The sequence below is a fragment of the Elioraea sp. genome (assembly GCF_022842375.1).
Classification (GTDB): Bacteria; Pseudomonadota; Alphaproteobacteria; order Acetobacterales; family Acetobacteraceae; genus Elioraea_A.
In genome coordinates, this window is the sequence record NZ_JALHPR010000016.1 from 65928 (window position 1) to 81770 (window position 15843).

Consider the following 15843-nt stretch of genomic DNA (forward strand, 5'->3'; position numbering starts at 1 on the left):
CGCAACATCTAGCGGTAATCTGAGAACGTTAACGCTTGATGTAGTTTTCACGATTGAATCCGTCCCGACTCCGCCTATCCTCTGCAACCCGATTCCGACCGCCGAGGCACGCCACATGACGCTCATCCAGCCCGTCACGCCGCAGAACCTCTCGCAGCCCCTGCTGCCCTGGGGCGAGACGCCTGCGCGCACCTATGCGCCGGGGATGGGCCAGGCGGTGGCGGATCGTACGATCAATCGTCGAATCGTCCGTCGCTTCCCGGTCGGCCAGCGCGTCGCCTTCGTGGTGTCGCGCGATGACGGCTCCTCGCTCGAGAGCCAGCTCGCAGCCTGGGCGCGGCGCGAGGGCTGGGCCTATGAGGGGCAGTTCTTCGTCGAGCATGGCGACGATGTCAGCGTCTCGGGCTGGATCATGGCGGTCGGGCGCATCGAGACGGAGAGCTGGGCCGACGTTGCCGAGCGCGTCTCGCTCGGCAATGCACTGCTCGAGCCGCGCGCGGAATGGCGCGAGGCGGAGCGTGCGACGCTGCGCCACCACATCCGCCAGGCCTCGCTGTTGATGAGCGGGCGGCACCTCCAGCATGGCGACGCGACGCAGCCGCAGCGCAACATGGAGGTGTTCACCAACTGTTCCACCGCCGCGACCAGTTTCCTCTGCTACCTGCTGCTGCTGAACGGCTCCGGCGTCGGTCGTGCCTATGACGATGCGATGATGGCGGTGGACTGGTCGCACGACATGCCGCTGGTCGTTCCGGTCATCGACTGGTCGCACGCCGATGTGCAGCAGGGCACCATCACCGGCTTCCTGACGCGGCGTGACGCCGAGCATCTCTACGCGACGCATGGCCGCATCGTGGTGCACGAGGTTGCCGATTCGCGCGAGGGCTGGGCCAAGGCGGTCGAGGTGGTCGAGCGGATGGCATTCGAGCGCCGGCGCGAGGACGTGCTGCTGCTCGACTTCACCAAGGTGCGGCCGAAGGGCGCGCCGATCATGGGCATGCAAGGCCGCCCTGCCTCCGGCCCCGGTCCCTACATGCAGGCACTTGCCCGCGTGGCGATGGTGCGCGGTTCCGGCATGGAGCCGTGGCGCGCGGCACTGTTCGTCGATCACTACCTCGCCGAATGCGTTCTCGTCGGCGGCGCGCGCCGGTCGGCGCGGATGAGCACCAAGACATGGCGCGATCGTTCCGTTCTCGGCTTCATCTCGGTCAAGCGCGGCGGGTTCCTCTGGTCGTCGAACAACTCCATCACGGTCGATGCCGATTTCTGGGCGCATGTGCAGCGCGCCGAGGCCGATCCCGCGTGGGACGAGGCCGTGCGCGATGAATGGGCGCACGCGCATGCCGTGTTCGAGGCGGCGGTCAGCGCTGCCTATGACGATGGCACGGGTGAGCCTGGCTTCATCAACCAGGACAAGCTCGTCGCCAACAGCGAGGGGCTCGACGCCTATGCCTCCGGCACGTTGTTCATGGGCAGCGACAAGTACCAGGCCGATGGCGAGACGCATGCGCTGCTGGGCGACCTCGTCGCCCGCGCGCGTGCCAGCCGCTACACACAGATCACCAACCCCTGCGGCGAGATCAGCCTGTTCATGCTCGGCGGCTACTGCGTGATCGCCGACGTGGTGCCCTACCACGCCGCCGACGATGATGACGCGGAGGCGGCGTTCCGTGCGGCGGCCCGCGCGCTGATCCGCGTGAACCTGATGGATTGCCTCTACAAGCCGGAAACGCAGCGTACCAACCGCATCGGCGTCGGCATCACGGGGCTTCACGAATACGCGCTGAAGCGCTTCGGCTTCGCCTGGGCCGACCTGGTGGACGAGGCGAAGTCGCGCCCGTTCTGGATGATGCTCGCCCGCTTCAAGCGTGCGGTGGCCGATGAGGCGACGCGCTATTCCGCCTCGCTCGGCGTCGTCCGCCCCCACACCGACACGACGATGAAGCCGGCTGGCACCACATCGAAGCTGTTCGGGCTGACCGAGGGTGCCCACCTGCCCTCGATGCGCGAGTACCTGCGCTGGGTGCAGTTCCGCAACGACGACCCGATGGTGAAGGAGTATCGCGCCAAGGGCTATCCGGTGCGCAGCCTCACCACCTATCGCGGCACCACTGTCGTCGGCTTCCCGACCAAGCCCGAGATCGTGCGCACGGCCGATGAACTCGGCCTCGGCGACAAGCTCGTCACCGCGGGCGAGGCAACGCCGGAGGAGCAGTATCGCTACCTCCAGCTGCTGGAGAAGTACTGGATCCGCGGCGTCGACGAGGCGGGGGTGCCGCTCGCCACCGATACCGGAAACCAGGTGAGCTACACCCTGAAGTACGACCCCCGGACGGTCGGCTATGCAGGGTTCCGAGATGCCATCCTGAAACTCCAGCCGACCGTGCGCGCCTGCGCCGTGATGCCGCAGACCGATGCGACGGCGTACGAGTACCAGCCCGAGCAGTCGGTCACGAAGGCGGAGTACGAGATGATCGCGGCAGCGATCGCCGAGGCAGCGGCAGAGGATGTCGGGCGCGAGCATGTCGATTGCGCCGGTGGCGTATGCCCGATCGATTTCGGCACCAACGATGCCTCGGCCGCGAAGGAAAGCGCTCAGGCGGCCGCCTGATCTTTCGTTGGCAGATCTTTTGTTGGCTGATCTTCCGCTGGCTGATCTTCCGTTGGCTGGTCTCTTGGTAGGCGCGGCTGCGGCTGCCCGTCCTCCCGCGCCCCGAGCCTGCGCAGCAGGGCGGGAAGCTCCTCGACCGGCCGCGGCTTGCTGAACAGGTAGCCCTGCGCCTCGACGCAGCCTTCCGCTGCGAGCGCCGCGAGTTGTCCGTCCGTCTCCACGCCCTCTGCCGTCGTGCGCATGCCGAGCGCGCCGCCAAGGCCCACGATGGCCGATACGATCGAGCGTGCCTCGGCGCTCGAGGCAAGGTCGCGCACGAAGGTCTGGTCGATCTTGATCTTGTCGAACGGGAAGCTCCTGAGCGTCGAGAGCGAGGAGTAGCCCGTGCCGAAATCATCCATCGCGATGCGCAGCCCGAGGTCCCGCAGCCGGTGCAGCACTTCGCGCGTTGCCTCGCTGTCGTCGAGCAGGACGCTCTCCGTCACCTCGAGTTCGAGTCGCCCGGGCGGCAGGCCTGAGCGCGCGAGTGCCTCGGCGGTGGCTTCGACGAGGCCTGGGCGCCGGAACTGCAGCGGCGAGACGTTCACCGACACGTTCTGCCCACCCGGGAATGCCGCCGCGTCCATGCAGGCCTGGCCGAGCACCCAGGCACCGATCGGCGCGATCAGCTCGAGCTGTTCCGCCAGCGGGATGAAGTCGCCGGGCGAGACAAGGCCGCGGCGCGGATGCCGCCAGCGCAGCAACGCCTCGAACCCCGTGACGCGGCCCGTCGCGATCTCGACCAGCGGCTGATAGTGCAGAGCAAATTCGCCGTTGCCCAGCGCTTGGCGAAGGTCAGCCTCGAGCAAGCGCCGCTTCTGTTGCCGGGCATCCATGCCCGGTTCGAAGAAGCGCACCGCGCCGCGCCCCTCGCGGCGGCCAAGCTCGCGCGCGAGATCGGCCTGCGTCACGAGCGTATCGGCGCCCTCGCTCTCGGCGGCGCTGCCAGCCGCGCCATCGCCGGGGCCGATGGCGATGCCGATCGAGCCACCGATCGCGGCATCGCCGGTCGAGATCCGCCAGGGTGCCGCGAGGGCTGCCGAGAGGCGTGCGGCAAGCGCCGCGGCATCGTCAGCGCCAGCGATGCCGGACTGGATGACAGCAAATTCGTCAGCCCCGAGCCGCGCGACGGTGCAGCCTTCCGGAACTGTCGAAAGCAGGCGTGCGGCCGCCTCGCGCAGCACCTCGTCGCCGGCCGGGTGGCCGAAGCCCTCGTTCACCGCGCGGAAATCGTCGAGGTCGATCGAGAACACAGCGAAGGGGCGGCCAGCGGCGATCGCGGTATCGATGCGTTCGCGGAACTGCGCGCGGTTCGGCAGGCCGGTCAGCCCGTCATGCCGCGCCATGTGGGTGATCTGCGCTTCCGCCCGGCGCCGCTCGGTGATGTCCTCGTAGGTGACGACCCAGCCGCCATCGCGCATCGGCTCGTGCGAAATCGCGATGACGCGGCCGTCGGCTAGCTCCTGGAACGCGGTGGCGGCCTCGCGCCTGGCGATGAAGGCGAGCCTGCGTGCGACCAGCGCGTCGGCATCGGTGCGCGCGTGGTTCCCGGCGGCGATCGAGAAACCCATCATCTGGCGGAAGGTGATGCCGGGAACGACCTTCGCCGGATCGACGCGGTAGATCTCGCAGAAGCGGCGGTTGACGACGAGGAGAACGTTCTCCCTGTCGAACATGCAGAGACCCTGCGACATGTTGTTCAGCGCCGCGTCGAACCGGAGTGCGGTTTGAGACAGCGCGGCCTCGTTGCGTTTGAGCACCGTGATGTCGGTGAAGGTGGCGATGAAGCCACCCTCCTGCGTCGGGCTTCGGCTGATCCTGAGCCAGCGCCCGTCGCGGAGGCGCGTCTCCATCACCTCGTCGCTCGCGAGCACGCCGCCGCCGATCGCCGCGGCGAGCGCCGTGGCTGGCGTGCCGGCAGCGAGCAGCGCCACCGCCTCGGGGTAGAACGCCGCCATCGGCGTGTTCGCCGCGGTGATCCGCCCGGCGCCATCGACCAGCACGAACCCGTCTTGCGCGGTGCCGATCGTGCTGCCGACGCGCGACCTGGCCGAGCGCCGATCCGCCTCCTCGCGCTCGACCATGCGACGGATCGTGTCGCGCATCACCGTCATCGCGCCCAGCAGGGCACCGAGTTCGTCACCGTCGGCGCGCGGGATCGGCGTGTCGAGCCTGCCGCCGGCGATGCCGCGTGCGGCGGCGGACGCCGCGGCGACCGGCCCGATGATGCGGCGCGACAGAACGACCGCGACGACGAGGCCGAGCACGAGCGCAACGGCGGTGGCGACCGCCGTTGCCTTGCCGATGTCGGCCACCGCGTCGACGGCGCGGCGGCGATGCAGCACCCCATCCCCGGCGGTGAGGCTGACCAGGACGGCGAGCGCCTCCTCCGCTGCTGCTGCTGCTGCATCGAGGCTGCGCCAGCGCGCGAAGGCGTCCTCATCCTGCCGTGGTGGCGTGGCCGCGAGAGCGATCCAGGCTTCGACAGCATGTGCCGCAGCGGCTGCCGCGCGGGCGCCCTCTCCCTGGGATCCCTTCCCCTGCGCACGCTCGGCTGCCACCACGAGGCTGCCGCGCGTCGCATCGACCAGGCGGGCGAAGCGGTCGGCGGCATGGTCGAGCATGCCTGTCGTCGCGCGCTTGCGTGCCTCGAGCGCCTTCAGCGCGGTGAAACTCCCGGCCGCCGCGCGGGCGGAGCTGATCGACATCAGCGCGGTATCGTAGGTCGCGACCACGAGCCGGCCCGCGTGGTCGATGGCGGCAAGGGAGAAGGCGCCAAGCCCGGCGGTGAGCAGGCCGACGGCGAGGAAGGCCAGGATGATCCTGCCCCGGAGCGTCGCGAGCAGGCGAGGTGGCGTGCCGGTTCCGGCCGCTGCCGCGTCGGTCGCGACATCGGGCGAAGCGGCATCGGCCACGGAGGCGGCGGGCATCGCCGCGTCCGGCGCGCAGCACGCCGCCTCCCGCGCCACGGCCGGGCGTGCTCGGGATGAGTGGGCCATGGCTGGCACGATCCCATCCGGATACTAACGAGATACTAAGGTCCGGGCGCGGCTGGCATCCAAGGCCTGGTCGTGCGCCTCACCACGCCCGTCCCCCGACTTGCGGCACCCCGACTTACGGCACCCCGGCTTGCGGCGTGACCGTCACGCTGCCAGTCTCCATGCTGCATGGCAGCAGGAAGTGACACCCTTGTCCGGTTCCAGGGCGTCGAGAAGAGCTATGACGGGGTGCGCTTCGCCGTCAGGCATCTCGACCTCGACATCGCGCGCGGCGAGTTCCTGACGCTGCTGGGCCCCTCGGGCTCGGGCAAGACCACCACGCTCATGATGCTCGCCGGCTTCGAGCAGCCGACGGCCGGCGAGATCCTGCTCGAGGGCCGCCCGATCGCCCGCCTGCCGCCGCACAAGCGCGGCATCGGCGTGGTGTTCCAGTCCTATGCCCTCTTCCCACACATGACGGTCGGCGAGAATGTCGGCTTCCCGCTGTCCGTGCGCGGCATCGGAAGGGCGGAGCGTGACCGGCGCGTTGCCCGCGCGCTTGATATGGTCCGGCTGCCTGACTATGGCGCGCGGCGGCCGAGCCAGCTTTCGGGCGGGCAGCAGCAGCGCGTCGCGCTCGCCCGCGCGCTGGTGTTCGAACCACCGCTCGTGCTGCTCGACGAGCCGCTGGGTGCGCTCGACAAGCAGCTGCGCGAGGAGATGCAGCTCGAGATCCGCCACATCCATGAGCGGCTCGGCGTGACGATGGTCTATGTCACGCATGACCAATCCGAGGCGCTGACGATGTCGGACCGCATCGCCGTGTTCCGCGACGGCGCGATCCGCCAGCTTGACACGCCCCAAGCACTTTACGAACGCCCAGCCGATGCCTTCGTCGCGGGCTTCGTCGGTGAGAACAATCGCCTCGCCGGCCGTGTGGCCGAGCGTGACGGCGACATGGCCGCGATCGTGCTGGCCGATGGACGTCGCCTCTGGGCACGCCGGGCCGATGCCGGGGCGGAAGGCTCGCCCGCCATCCTCTCCGTCAGGCCCGAGCGCATCGCCGTTGCCGCCGCCGCGGCCGATGACCTGGGCGAGAACGCGCTGGCCGCCACGGTGGCCGAGGTGATCTATCTCGGCGACCATGTCCGCGTTCGGCTCTCACTCGCCGACGGCGCCGAGATCACCGCCAAGCGCCCGGCGTCGGCCGCGATGGCCGGCCTCGTCCCCGGTGCTGCCGTCGCCGTCGCGTGGCAGCCGGAACACGCCGTCGCCTTCGCGCCCTGAGCGGGCGTCCGTGATCCATGCGGCGTTCCGTTGCCACGCGCCGTTGAAACACGCCCCACCGCGGCGTTACCGTGCAGTGCCGGCTTCGAACCGATCGGGAGAGAAAAATGCGACGTTCCATCCTTGCCGCAGCGGCGGCAGGCCTGATGCTTGCGGCCGCCCCAGGGGCGACCCCGGCAGCTTCGCGTGACCTGACGATCGTGTCCTGGGGCGGCGCCTACCAGGACGCGCAGCGGCAGGTGTATTTCCGCCCGTTCTCGCAGGCCACCGGCGTGCGCTTCGTCGAGGACAACTGGGATGGCGGCATCGGCGTGCTGCGCACCCGGATGCAGTCGGGCAACAACACCTGGGACCTCGTTCAGGTCGAGAGCGAGGAACTGCTGCTCGGCTGCGAGGAGGGGCTGTTCGAGAAGCTCGACTATTCCCGCATCGGCGGGCGTGACCTCTACCTTCCCGAAGCGGCGCATGAGTGCGGCGTCGGCGCGATCCTCTACAACTTTGTCCTTGCCTGGGACCGGACGAAGTTCCAGGGCACGCCGACCTGGGCCGATTTCTGGAATGTCGAGCGTTTTCCCGGCAAGCGCGGGCTTCGCCGCGGCGTGAAGATGAACCTCGAATACGCGCTGCTGGCCGATGGCGTTCCCGCCAACCAGGTCTATGCCACCCTGCGCACCGATGCGGGGGTGGAGCGTGCCTTCCGCATGCTCGACCGGCTGAAGCCGCACATCGTGTGGTGGCAGTCTTCTGCCCAGGCGCCGCAGATCCTGGGTGCGGGCGAGGTGCTGATGACCTCGTCTCCGAACGGCCGCATCACCAACGCGAACCGGACCGAGCGTCGTGACTTCGGCATCCAGTGGGCCGGCAGCCTCTACACGATCGACAGCTGGGTGATCATGAAGGGCAGCCCGAACACGAACGACGCGTACCGCTTCCTGAACTTCGCCTCGAACCCGCGCGTGCAGGCGCAGCTCGTGCCGCTGATCCCCTACGGCGGTGCCTCTAAGGGAGCGAATGCGGGGCTTTCGCCCGAACTTCTCGCGGCGAGCCCAACCAACCCGGCGAATCTCTCCGTGTCGCTGATGATCGATGACCAGTTCTGGCTCGACAACCTCGACAAGCTGTCGCAGCGCTTCAATGCGTGGCTCGCCCGGTAGGTGTGACGGCGCGGGGGCCTGACCGGCCCCCGCGCATTCTCCGATGGCACACGTGGCCGCGATCGAGACGGGGAAGGCGGCGGCGGCGCTGATGCGGCGGGCGCGGAAGGCGGGCCACGGCCCGAAGATTTCCGCAGCCCTCCTTGTCGCGCCGCTGCTGCTGTTCGTGCTCATCGCCTTCGCTGCGCCGATCGGGTCCATGCTCATGCGCGGCGTGGCGGACCCCGAGGTCGCGCCCGTGCTGCCGCGCACACTTGCTGCATTGCAGGGCTGGAACGGTACGGCGCTGCCCGACGAGCCTGCCTTCGCGGCGCTGGTCGAGGACCTCCGCACCGCGCGCGCGGCCGGCACGCTGCCGTTGGCGGCAGGGCGGCTGAACCACGACACGGCAGGGCTTCGCACCACCCTGGTCGCCTCCGGCCGCAGGCTTGCCGCACCGTTCGAGGGCTCGGCGCGCGAGGCCGTGCTGCGCGCCGATGCCGCCTGGGGGAATGTCGAGACATGGGGGGCGATCGCGCGCGCGCGTGGTCCCTACACCGATTTCTTCCTCCTCGCCGCGCTCGACCTCAAGCGTGACGCTGCCGGTACGATCCTTCCCGTCGCCGAGGAACAGGCGGTGTTCCGCATCGTGTTCGTGCGCTCCTTCTGGATCGCGGGGATGGTGACGGTGATCACGCTGCTGGCCGGCTATCCGCTCGCGGCGCTGATCGCCACCGCGCGGCCCGCCGTCGCCGCTGTGCTGCTGTTCGCCGTACTGCTGCCGTTCTGGACGAGCCTTCTGGTGCGCACGGCTTCATGGATGGTGCTGCTCGCGCGCGAAGGGGTGGTGAACCACGCGCTCGTCGCGCTTGGCATCTTCGGTGCACCACAGCAACTGCTGTTCAATCGGTTCGCCGTCGTCATCGCCATGGTGCACATCCTGCTGCCCTTCATGGTGCTGCCGCTCTATGCGGTGATGCGCCAGATCCCGCCGCTGCATCTCCGCGCCGCGGCGAGTCTCGGCGCGCACCCGGCCGCTGCGTTCCGCCGCGTGTGGCTGCCGCAGACGCTGCCTGGCATCGGCGCGGGATGCCTCATGGTGTTCATCCAGGCGCTCGGCTTCTACATCACGCCCGCGCTGCTTGGTGGCGGGGCTGACCAGATGCTGCCCTACTTCATCGGCTTCTATGCGAACCAGACGGTGAACTGGGGGCTTGCCGCGGCATTGTCGCTGATCCTGCTGGCCGCGACCGTGCTCATCGTCGGCCTCTACGGCAGGCTCGTCGGCTTCTCCGCAGTGCGCACGTCATGAGCGCGATCAGGCTCGGCTGGTGGGTGGTGTCGCTCGCGGTCGTGGTGTTCCTCGTCGCGCCCCTCGGCGTGATCATCCCGCTCTCGTTCAGCGAGGGCAGCTTCCTGCATTTCCCGCTGCCCGGCGTCGGCCTGCGCTGGTACCGCGCCCTGTTCGCCTCCGAGTTCTGGCTCGCCGCACTCTGGAACAGCCTCGGCATCGGGCTCGCGGCGACCGCGCTCGCCACCGCGTTGGGCACACTCGCGGCCATCGGGCTCTGGCGCGCGGCGATCCCCGGCAGTGCGGCGATCATGGCCATCCTGCTCTCGCCCATGGTGGTTCCCTCGATCATCACGGCCGTCGCGCTCACCTTCGCCTATGCCCCGCTCGGGCTTGCCAGCACGCATGCGGGCCTCGTCATCGCGCATGCGCTGCTGGCCTCGCCCTTCGTCGTCGTCACCGTGGGGGCCACGCTGTCGCAGTTCGACCGCACGCTGCTTCGCGCCGCCGCTGCGTGCGGGGCGGGTCCGGTCGCGGCGTTCCTGCGCGTGATGCTGCCGATCATCCTGCCTGGCGTCGTCGCGGGTGCCGTGTTCGCCTTTGCCACCTCGCTTGACGAAAGCGTCGTCGTGCTGTTCCTCGCAGGTCCGTCCCAGCGTACCCTGCCGCGGCAGATGTTCGCGGGGTTGAAGGACACGATCGAACTGACCATCCTCGCCGCCGCGACCATGCTGACGCTGCTCTCCCTCGTGCTGATGGTGCTGGTGCGCGTGCTGTCGGCCCGCACCGCCCGCGCCCGTGCACCCGTGCCGGAGGCGGCATGAGCGCGCGCAGCCTGCCCTTCTCCGGCCGCCTTGATGCCGCCGCCGCGACCAGGCTCTGGGACGCGACGATGCGCAGTGCCGCCGGCCCGGTCTCGCTCGACCTCTCCGCCGTCACCTACTGCGACGGCGCAGGCGCCGCCCTCGTTCTCGCGGCCGAACGGCGCGCGGCGGCCGCCGGTGGCGGTGCGGTGATCGGCGCGTCGGGCGATGTCGCCGCCGTCATCGCGCTTGCGCGGAAGGGGGCGAAGGCTGCCTCCAACCCGCCGCCGGTGCCGCCCACCGATTCGGTCCCCGTGGCGGTCGGCCGCGGGGCCTTCGCCACCATCCACGGCATGGGAGACAGCATCGCCTTCCTGGGCGAGGCCATCTCGGCAGTGACGACATCGGTGCTGCGGCCGTGGACGCTGCGCTGGCCCGACATGATGCGCCACGCCGAGGAGGCGGGAACGCGCGCGCTGCCGCTCATCGCCATGCTCGGCTTCCTGTTCGGGCTGATCCTCGCGTTCCAGTCGGCGATCCCGATGCGCCAGTACGGGGCGGAGATCTTCGTCGCCAACCTCGTCGCCGTCTCGGTGTTCCGCGAGCTGGGGCCGCTGCTGTCCGCCGTCATCCTCGCCGGGCGGTCGGGCAGCGCGTTCGCCGCCGAGATCGGCACGATGAAGGTGAACGAGGAGATCGACGCGCTGACCACGATGGGGCTCGACCCGTTCCGCTTCCTCGTCGTGCCGCGCATGCTCGCTGCCATCGTCATCATGCCGGTGCTGATCGCGGTGATGAACATCTCGGCCGTGGCCGGCATGTCGACGGTGATGACGTCGCTCGGCTTTTCGCTGATCGCCATCTCCAACCAGGTGGTCGCCTGGACAACGGCGGGCGACGTCATCGGCGGCCTCGCCAAGGGCCTCGTGTTCGGCGCGGTCGTTGCCGGCATCGGCTGCGCGCGCGGCATGCGCACGGGTGCGGGCCCGCGCGCGGTTGGCGACAGCGCGACGTCCGCCGTCGTCGGCGGCATTGTCTCGATCGTCGTGCTCGACGGTATCTTCGCGATCCTGTTCTTCCTCATGGGCTGGTGATGGTTCCCGAAATCCCCCCCGCACGCGGCGACCGCATCGGCCCTGGCCCCGATGCACCCCCGATCGTCCAGGGACGGGGGCTGACGATGCGGTTCGGCACCAACACGGTGTTCCGCGACGTGACATTCGACGTGCGCCAGGGCGAGGTCTTCGTCATTCTCGGTGGTTCCGGCTGTGGCAAGTCGACGCTGCTGAAGCTGCTGGTCGGCCTCCGGCGACCGACGGAGGGCGCGATCACAGTGCTCGGCGAGGACCTGATCGGTGCCCGCGGCGCGGCGCGGCGGCGGCTGCTGCAGCGCTTCGGCGTGATGTTCCAGCTGGGCGCCCTGTTCGGCTCGATGACGCTGCTCGAGAACGTCAGGCTCCCGCTCGAGAGCTTCACCGACCTGCCGCGCGAGGCGGTGCTCGAGATCGCCCGCGCCAAGCTCGGCATGGTCGGGCTCGGCGATGCCACCCACAAGCTGCCGTCGGAGATCTCGGGCGGCATGGTCAAGCGCGCGGCGATCGCCCGCGCCATGGCGCTCGACCCGCCGCTGCTGTTCCTCGACGAACCTTCCGCCGGCCTCGACCCGATCACCTCGGCAGGGCTCGACCAGCTGATCCTGACGCTCGCGCGTGACCTCGGCGTGACCTTCGTGATCGTCACCCACGAGCTCGACTCGATCCTGACGGTTGCGGACCGGATCATCATGCTCGACAAGGCGGCACGTGGCATGATCGCCGAGGGCGACCCGAGGGTGCTGAGGGCAACCAGCACGGAGCCCACGGTGCGGGCGTTCTTCAACCGCATCGCTGAGGCAGCCTGAGAGGGCGGGGAGGAAGGGCGTGGAGTCCAAGGCGATCTATTTCCGCGTCGGGCTGGTCATCCTGTCCGGCCTTGCCATGATCGCAGCACTCATCGTCTGGGTGGGCGCCGAGGCCTTCCGCAGTGCCGGCCGCCCGTTCGAAACCTATTTCGCCGAGAGCGTGCAGGGGCTGGAGCAGGGCGCGCAGGTCCGCTTCCGCGGCGTGCCGATCGGCCGTGTCACGCAGATCTCGATGGCGGCGGCAGAGTATGGCAACGACGCCGCGCAGATGAATGTGCTGACCAACCCTGCCTTCCGCTTCGTCGTCGTCAGGTTCGAGGTGTTCACCGACCGAATCGCGGCGCGCGAGATGGACGAGCTGAACCAGATGGTGCGTGGCGGCCTGCGCATCCGTATGTCGAGCCAGGGCATCACCGGTGTCCTCTACCTCGAGGCCGATTTCGTGGACCCCGCCCGCTTCGTGCCGCTGGCCGTGCCGTGGCAACCGCGTTACACGGTCATCCCCTCGGTGCCGAGCACGCTTTCGCAGTTCCAGACGGCGGCGGAGCGCATCATGACGCGGCTCGAGGGCGCGAACCTGCCCGGGCTCGTCGAGAACGCCAACACGCTGATCGAGGCGCTGGCGGGCAGCATGACGAGTGGCGATGCCTACCGCCTGCTGGTCGAGGCCGGCGACCTGCTGGCCCAGCTTCGCACCACCACGGCCACCGTCTCGCCCGAGCTCACCGCCACCGTGGCGGATGCGCGCGGCGCGGTGCAGGCGCTGCGCGAGATCCTCGAGAGCCGCGAGATGCGCACGATCACGAGCGGGGCCGCGGCGGCGAGCGCGCGCCTGCCGCAGACGGCAGCCTCGATCGACCAGGCGGCGCGCCGGCTCGATGCCTCGATGGCCGATGCCAATCGCGACCTCGGCCCGCTGCTGCGCGACCTCCGCATCACGGCCGACAATCTCAAGGCGATCACGGAACAGATGCGACAATTCCCAAGCCAGGTGCTGTTCGGCGCACCGCCGCCGCGCGAGCCCGTTCCCGCCGCGCAGGGAGGCGGACGATGACAATGACACCACGGCGCACGCTTCTGCTCGCGGCACCCGCTCTGCTCGCGGCTTGCGCGAACCCGCTGACGCAGCCTTTCCCCGACAAGAGGCTCTACGTGCTCGATGCGCGCCGGCCGCAGCGGCTGCCGGCGAACCCGCGCGGCAGGGTGCTCGTGCTGCGCTCCGTTACCCCTGCCTCTGGGGCGGAGCTGCGCGGCATCGTCACCCGCCTGCCGGGTGGGCAGCAGCGCGCGGATTTCTGGAACGAGTTCTTCGCCGCCCCTGCCTCCCTCGTGCAGGACCAGCTCCGCCAGTGGCTCGCCGACAGCGGGCTGTTCGCGGCCGTGGTCGACCAGGGCACGCGCACGCGGCCCGACCTCGCGCTCGAAACGGTGCTCGGCGGCCTGTTCGGCGACGCAACGGAAACGCCGGCGGTCGCGCGCGCGCAGATCCAGTCGCTCGTGCTGGGGCTCGACCGGACACCGCCACGGGTGATCGCGCAGGGGGACCATGACCGGCGCGTGGCCATCGCCTCGCTCGCACCGGAGGCGATCGTCGCCGGCCTCAACGTCGCGCTCGCCGCCGTGTTCGCCGACATCGAGGCCTCGTTCCGCGGCAGGGTCTAGGTGGGGCAGGGCGTGGGCGCCACCTTCATGCGGCTGACGCTGCTCGGCACCGGCTGTCCGCAGGTCGATCCCCTGCGCATGGGCCCGGCGAACCTGGTCCAGGCCGCCGGCCGAGCGCTGCTGTTCGACTGCGGCTCCGGCGTGACGCAGCGCCTCGTGCAGGCCGGCACGCGGGGGGCGGAGGTCGATGCGCTGTTCCTCACGCACCTGCACAGCGACCATGTGGTGGATTTCCACCAGCTGATCGTCTCCTCCTGGCACCAGGGGCGGGAGAAGCCGTGGAAGATATTCGGCCCGCCCGGCACGATCGGCTTCGTCGAACGCTCGGCTGCCCTCTGGAAGCCCGAGCTCGATTTCCGCATCGCGCATGAGAAGCGGCCGAACGAGGCAGGGCTTGACGTGCAGGTGACGGAGTATGCCGATGGCCAGGCCTTCCGCGGTGGTGGTGTCACCGTTACCGCCGTGAAGGTGAACCATGATCCCTTTCCGGAGACGTATGGTTTCGTTATCGAACAGGATCAGCTCCGCGTCGTGCTGTCCTCCGACACTACGGTGTGGCCACCGCTGATCGCAGCCGCGCGGGGGGCTGACCTTCTGCTGCACGAGGTGTTCATCCGCCGCGAGATGCGCCCCGACGCCGCTCACCGCCCGCAGGAGACGATCGACGCCGTCGCCGCCTACCACACGCTCTCGACCGAGGTGGGGCGGGTTGCCGCGGAAGCCGACGTGGCGATGCTCGTGCTGAACCATTTCGTGCCGACGCGCTTCGACGCGCCCGCCCTGGTGGCGGAGGTGCGCGCGCACTGGCCAGGGCCGCTGGTGCTGGGCGAGGACCTGATGAGCTTCGACATCGCTGCCCGCACGCTCACCCACGCCGGTGCGACGATCGCGTTTGCCCGATAGGGGCTACACGAAGACCACGTTGAGATCGTCGAGCGTGAGCGCTGCGGAGTAGGTGATGGCGTCGAACACGATGCCCTCGCGGTTGGTCGTGCCCACCAGCAGCGCGGCGGTGCCCGCCACATCGACGACGCGCGCCGCCGTGCCTGCGGCGAGCCGCACGCTGTCCTGCGCTGGATCATAGCCGAGGATGGCGTCAACGCCCTGGCCGGCGCCGAACAGGAACACGTCCTCGCCCGGTCCTGCCTGGTGTGTCTCGCCCGCCCAGGCAGCGCGACGGACGGTTGCCACGGTCATGTCAGTCGTATTCTGGGTGTTGGTGTCGCGCGTCCAGGCGATCGAGTCGCCCGCCGAATCCGTGCCCTGGAAGGCGAGCGTCGCGGCAGCATCGAGCGGAACCCAGATGAACGCTGCGCTGTCGCCGGCCACCGTGGCACTGCCCGGCAGCAGCGCACCACCAGCGAAACGAATTTGGACCGTCACGGCCGCATCGTTGGCGTTGTCGATGCGGTAGAGATGCCCGTCGCGCACGCCGTCGCCGTCGAGGTCGGCCCATGCGATCGACACCTGGCGGGTCTGCCCATCCGCCGGCAGCGCTGCCGTCGTTGCTGCAATGAACTGGACCGTTCCCGGATCGTCGCCGACCGCATCGGTCACCCAGTCTGGCGCGATGCGCCGTGTGATGGTGAGTGTCGCGATCACGCCGGCGGCACTCGCGCCGTTGTGGATGGTGGGTGGCGGCGGCGGTTCGCCAGGCAAGGCTTGCGGTTCAGGGGGAGCGTCGACCGGCACGAATGGCGCGAAGGGGATGTTCGCGAGGTCCTGCTCGCGCGGCGAGACGAGGTCGGTGACGCGGCCCGGCGTGCCGCCCGCTGCATCCTCGCCGGCAGCAGGCTCGCCCGGGGCTGCCTCGGAGTTTCGCGCGCCTGCGGGCGCCGGCGGTGGTGCCGGTGGCGGGTCTTGCGCCGCCGCTGGTGCCCAGTTCGGCTGTGCGGCGGCAGGAACGAAATTGTCGGTCTCGCCCGCCTCCCACACGGCGGCGAGCCAGCCGTGGTCCGGTGTTGCCTGAGGCGCGTTCATGGCGGCCTCCGGCTCGGCCGCGTGTGCTGGTTCTCCCGCCGTCGCGATCGCGGCGGCAAGGGCGATGAGGGGAGCGGTGCGCAGCCTCCGGCTCGCGCCGCCCCGGCCCGCCTTCTGCGGGTGGGATGCGTTCTGCATGCCCCGATCATCAGGGCCGAG

The 15843-nt window shown here is 69.8% G+C and carries 12 protein-coding genes; 10 read left to right on the plus strand and 2 right to left on the minus strand.

The window, feature by feature from the left end:
* The first annotated feature begins 115 nt into the window (after positions 1-115).
* Positions 116-2611 (plus strand): ribonucleoside-diphosphate reductase, encoded by a 2496-nt coding sequence (locus tag Q0C38_RS14385; protein ID WP_291297796.1) that lies wholly within the window; start codon positions 116-118, stop codon positions 2609-2611.
* On the opposite strand, the gene Q0C38_RS14390 is transcribed toward Q0C38_RS14385, so the two are convergent.
* Positions 2596-5580 (minus strand): bifunctional diguanylate cyclase/phosphodiesterase, encoded by a 2985-nt coding sequence (locus tag Q0C38_RS14390; protein WP_291297797.1) that lies wholly within the window; start codon positions 5578-5580, stop codon positions 2596-2598. The genes Q0C38_RS14385 and Q0C38_RS14390 overlap by 16 nt on opposite strands.
* A 237-nt stretch (positions 5581-5817) precedes the next feature.
* On the opposite strand from Q0C38_RS14390, the gene Q0C38_RS14395 reads away from it, so the two are divergent.
* The 9 genes from Q0C38_RS14395 (at position 5818) to Q0C38_RS14435 (ending at position 14607) form a co-directional block, all read left to right on the plus strand.
* Entirely contained in the window at positions 5818-6915 is a 1098-nt protein-coding gene (locus Q0C38_RS14395; RefSeq protein ID WP_291297798.1) for an ABC transporter ATP-binding protein, read from the plus strand.
* 107 nt (positions 6916-7022) lie between these two features.
* Complete coding sequence (locus tag Q0C38_RS14400; RefSeq protein WP_291297799.1) at positions 7023-8069, plus strand: ABC transporter substrate-binding protein; 1047 nt, start codon at positions 7023-7025, stop codon at positions 8067-8069.
* A 43-nt stretch (positions 8070-8112) separates the two neighbouring features.
* Positions 8113-9360, plus strand: a complete 1248-nt coding sequence (locus Q0C38_RS14405; RefSeq protein WP_291297800.1) for an ABC transporter permease — start codon at positions 8113-8115, stop codon at positions 9358-9360.
* The gene (locus Q0C38_RS14410; protein ID WP_291297801.1) at positions 9357-10163 is read left to right on the plus strand and encodes an ABC transporter permease; all 807 of its coding nucleotides are present in this window, start codon (positions 9357-9359) and stop codon (positions 10161-10163) included. The genes Q0C38_RS14405 and Q0C38_RS14410 overlap by 4 nt, the downstream gene beginning before the upstream one ends.
* Positions 10160-11236, plus strand: a complete 1077-nt coding sequence (locus tag Q0C38_RS14415; protein WP_291297802.1) for an ABC transporter permease — start codon at positions 10160-10162, stop codon at positions 11234-11236. The genes Q0C38_RS14410 and Q0C38_RS14415 overlap by 4 nt, the downstream gene beginning before the upstream one ends.
* On the plus strand, positions 11236-12042 hold the full coding sequence (locus tag Q0C38_RS14420) for an ABC transporter ATP-binding protein (protein WP_291297803.1): 807 nt from the start codon (positions 11236-11238) through the stop codon (positions 12040-12042). The genes Q0C38_RS14415 and Q0C38_RS14420 overlap by 1 nt, the downstream gene beginning before the upstream one ends.
* A gap of 19 nt (positions 12043-12061) precedes the next feature.
* On the plus strand, positions 12062-13096 hold the full coding sequence (locus Q0C38_RS14425; RefSeq protein ID WP_291297804.1) for an MlaD family protein: 1035 nt from the start codon (positions 12062-12064) through the stop codon (positions 13094-13096).
* On the plus strand, positions 13093-13704 hold the full coding sequence (locus tag Q0C38_RS14430; RefSeq protein ID WP_291297805.1) for an ABC-type transport auxiliary lipoprotein family protein: 612 nt from the start codon (positions 13093-13095) through the stop codon (positions 13702-13704). Before Q0C38_RS14425 ends, Q0C38_RS14430 begins: the two co-directional genes overlap by 4 nt.
* Before the next feature lie 12 nt (positions 13705-13716).
* The gene (locus Q0C38_RS14435) at positions 13717-14607 is read left to right on the plus strand and encodes an MBL fold metallo-hydrolase (protein ID WP_291297806.1); all 891 of its coding nucleotides are present in this window, start codon (positions 13717-13719) and stop codon (positions 14605-14607) included.
* A gap of 3 nt (positions 14608-14610) precedes the next feature.
* Here Q0C38_RS14435 and Q0C38_RS14440 read toward each other — a convergent pair whose 3' ends face one another.
* Positions 14611-15822, minus strand: coding sequence for a hypothetical protein (locus Q0C38_RS14440; protein WP_291297807.1), 1212 nt, complete (start codon positions 15820-15822; stop codon positions 14611-14613).
* Positions 15823-15843: the final 21 nt, after the last annotated feature.

What these genes read in the sequence shown, in the direction of transcription:
- Q0C38_RS14405 (WP_291297800.1), top strand. Translation starts at nt 8,113, where the DNA reads ATGGCACACGTGGCCGCGATCGAGACGGGGAAGGCGGCGGCGGCGCTG.
- Q0C38_RS14410 (WP_291297801.1), top strand. Translation starts at nt 9,357, where the DNA reads ATGAGCGCGATCAGGCTCGGCTGGTGGGTGGTGTCGCTCGCGGTCGTG.
- Q0C38_RS14385 (WP_291297796.1), top strand. Translation starts at nt 116, where the DNA reads ATGACGCTCATCCAGCCCGTCACGCCGCAGAACCTCTCGCAGCCCCTG.
- Q0C38_RS14400 (WP_291297799.1), top strand. Translation starts at nt 7,023, where the DNA reads ATGCGACGTTCCATCCTTGCCGCAGCGGCGGCAGGCCTGATGCTTGCG.
- Q0C38_RS14440 (WP_291297807.1), bottom strand. Translation starts at nt 15,822, where the DNA reads ATGCAGAACGCATCCCACCCGCAGAAGGCGGGCCGGGGCGGCGCGAGC.
- Q0C38_RS14415 (WP_291297802.1), top strand. Translation starts at nt 10,160, where the DNA reads ATGAGCGCGCGCAGCCTGCCCTTCTCCGGCCGCCTTGATGCCGCCGCC.
- Q0C38_RS14395 (WP_291297798.1), top strand. Translation starts at nt 5,818, where the DNA reads ATGGCAGCAGGAAGTGACACCCTTGTCCGGTTCCAGGGCGTCGAGAAG.
- Q0C38_RS14390 (WP_291297797.1), bottom strand. Translation starts at nt 5,580, where the DNA reads ATGCCCGCCGCCTCCGTGGCCGATGCCGCTTCGCCCGATGTCGCGACC.
- Q0C38_RS14430 (WP_291297805.1), top strand. Translation starts at nt 13,093, where the DNA reads ATGACAATGACACCACGGCGCACGCTTCTGCTCGCGGCACCCGCTCTG.
- Q0C38_RS14420 (WP_291297803.1), top strand. Translation starts at nt 11,236, where the DNA reads ATGGTTCCCGAAATCCCCCCCGCACGCGGCGACCGCATCGGCCCTGGC.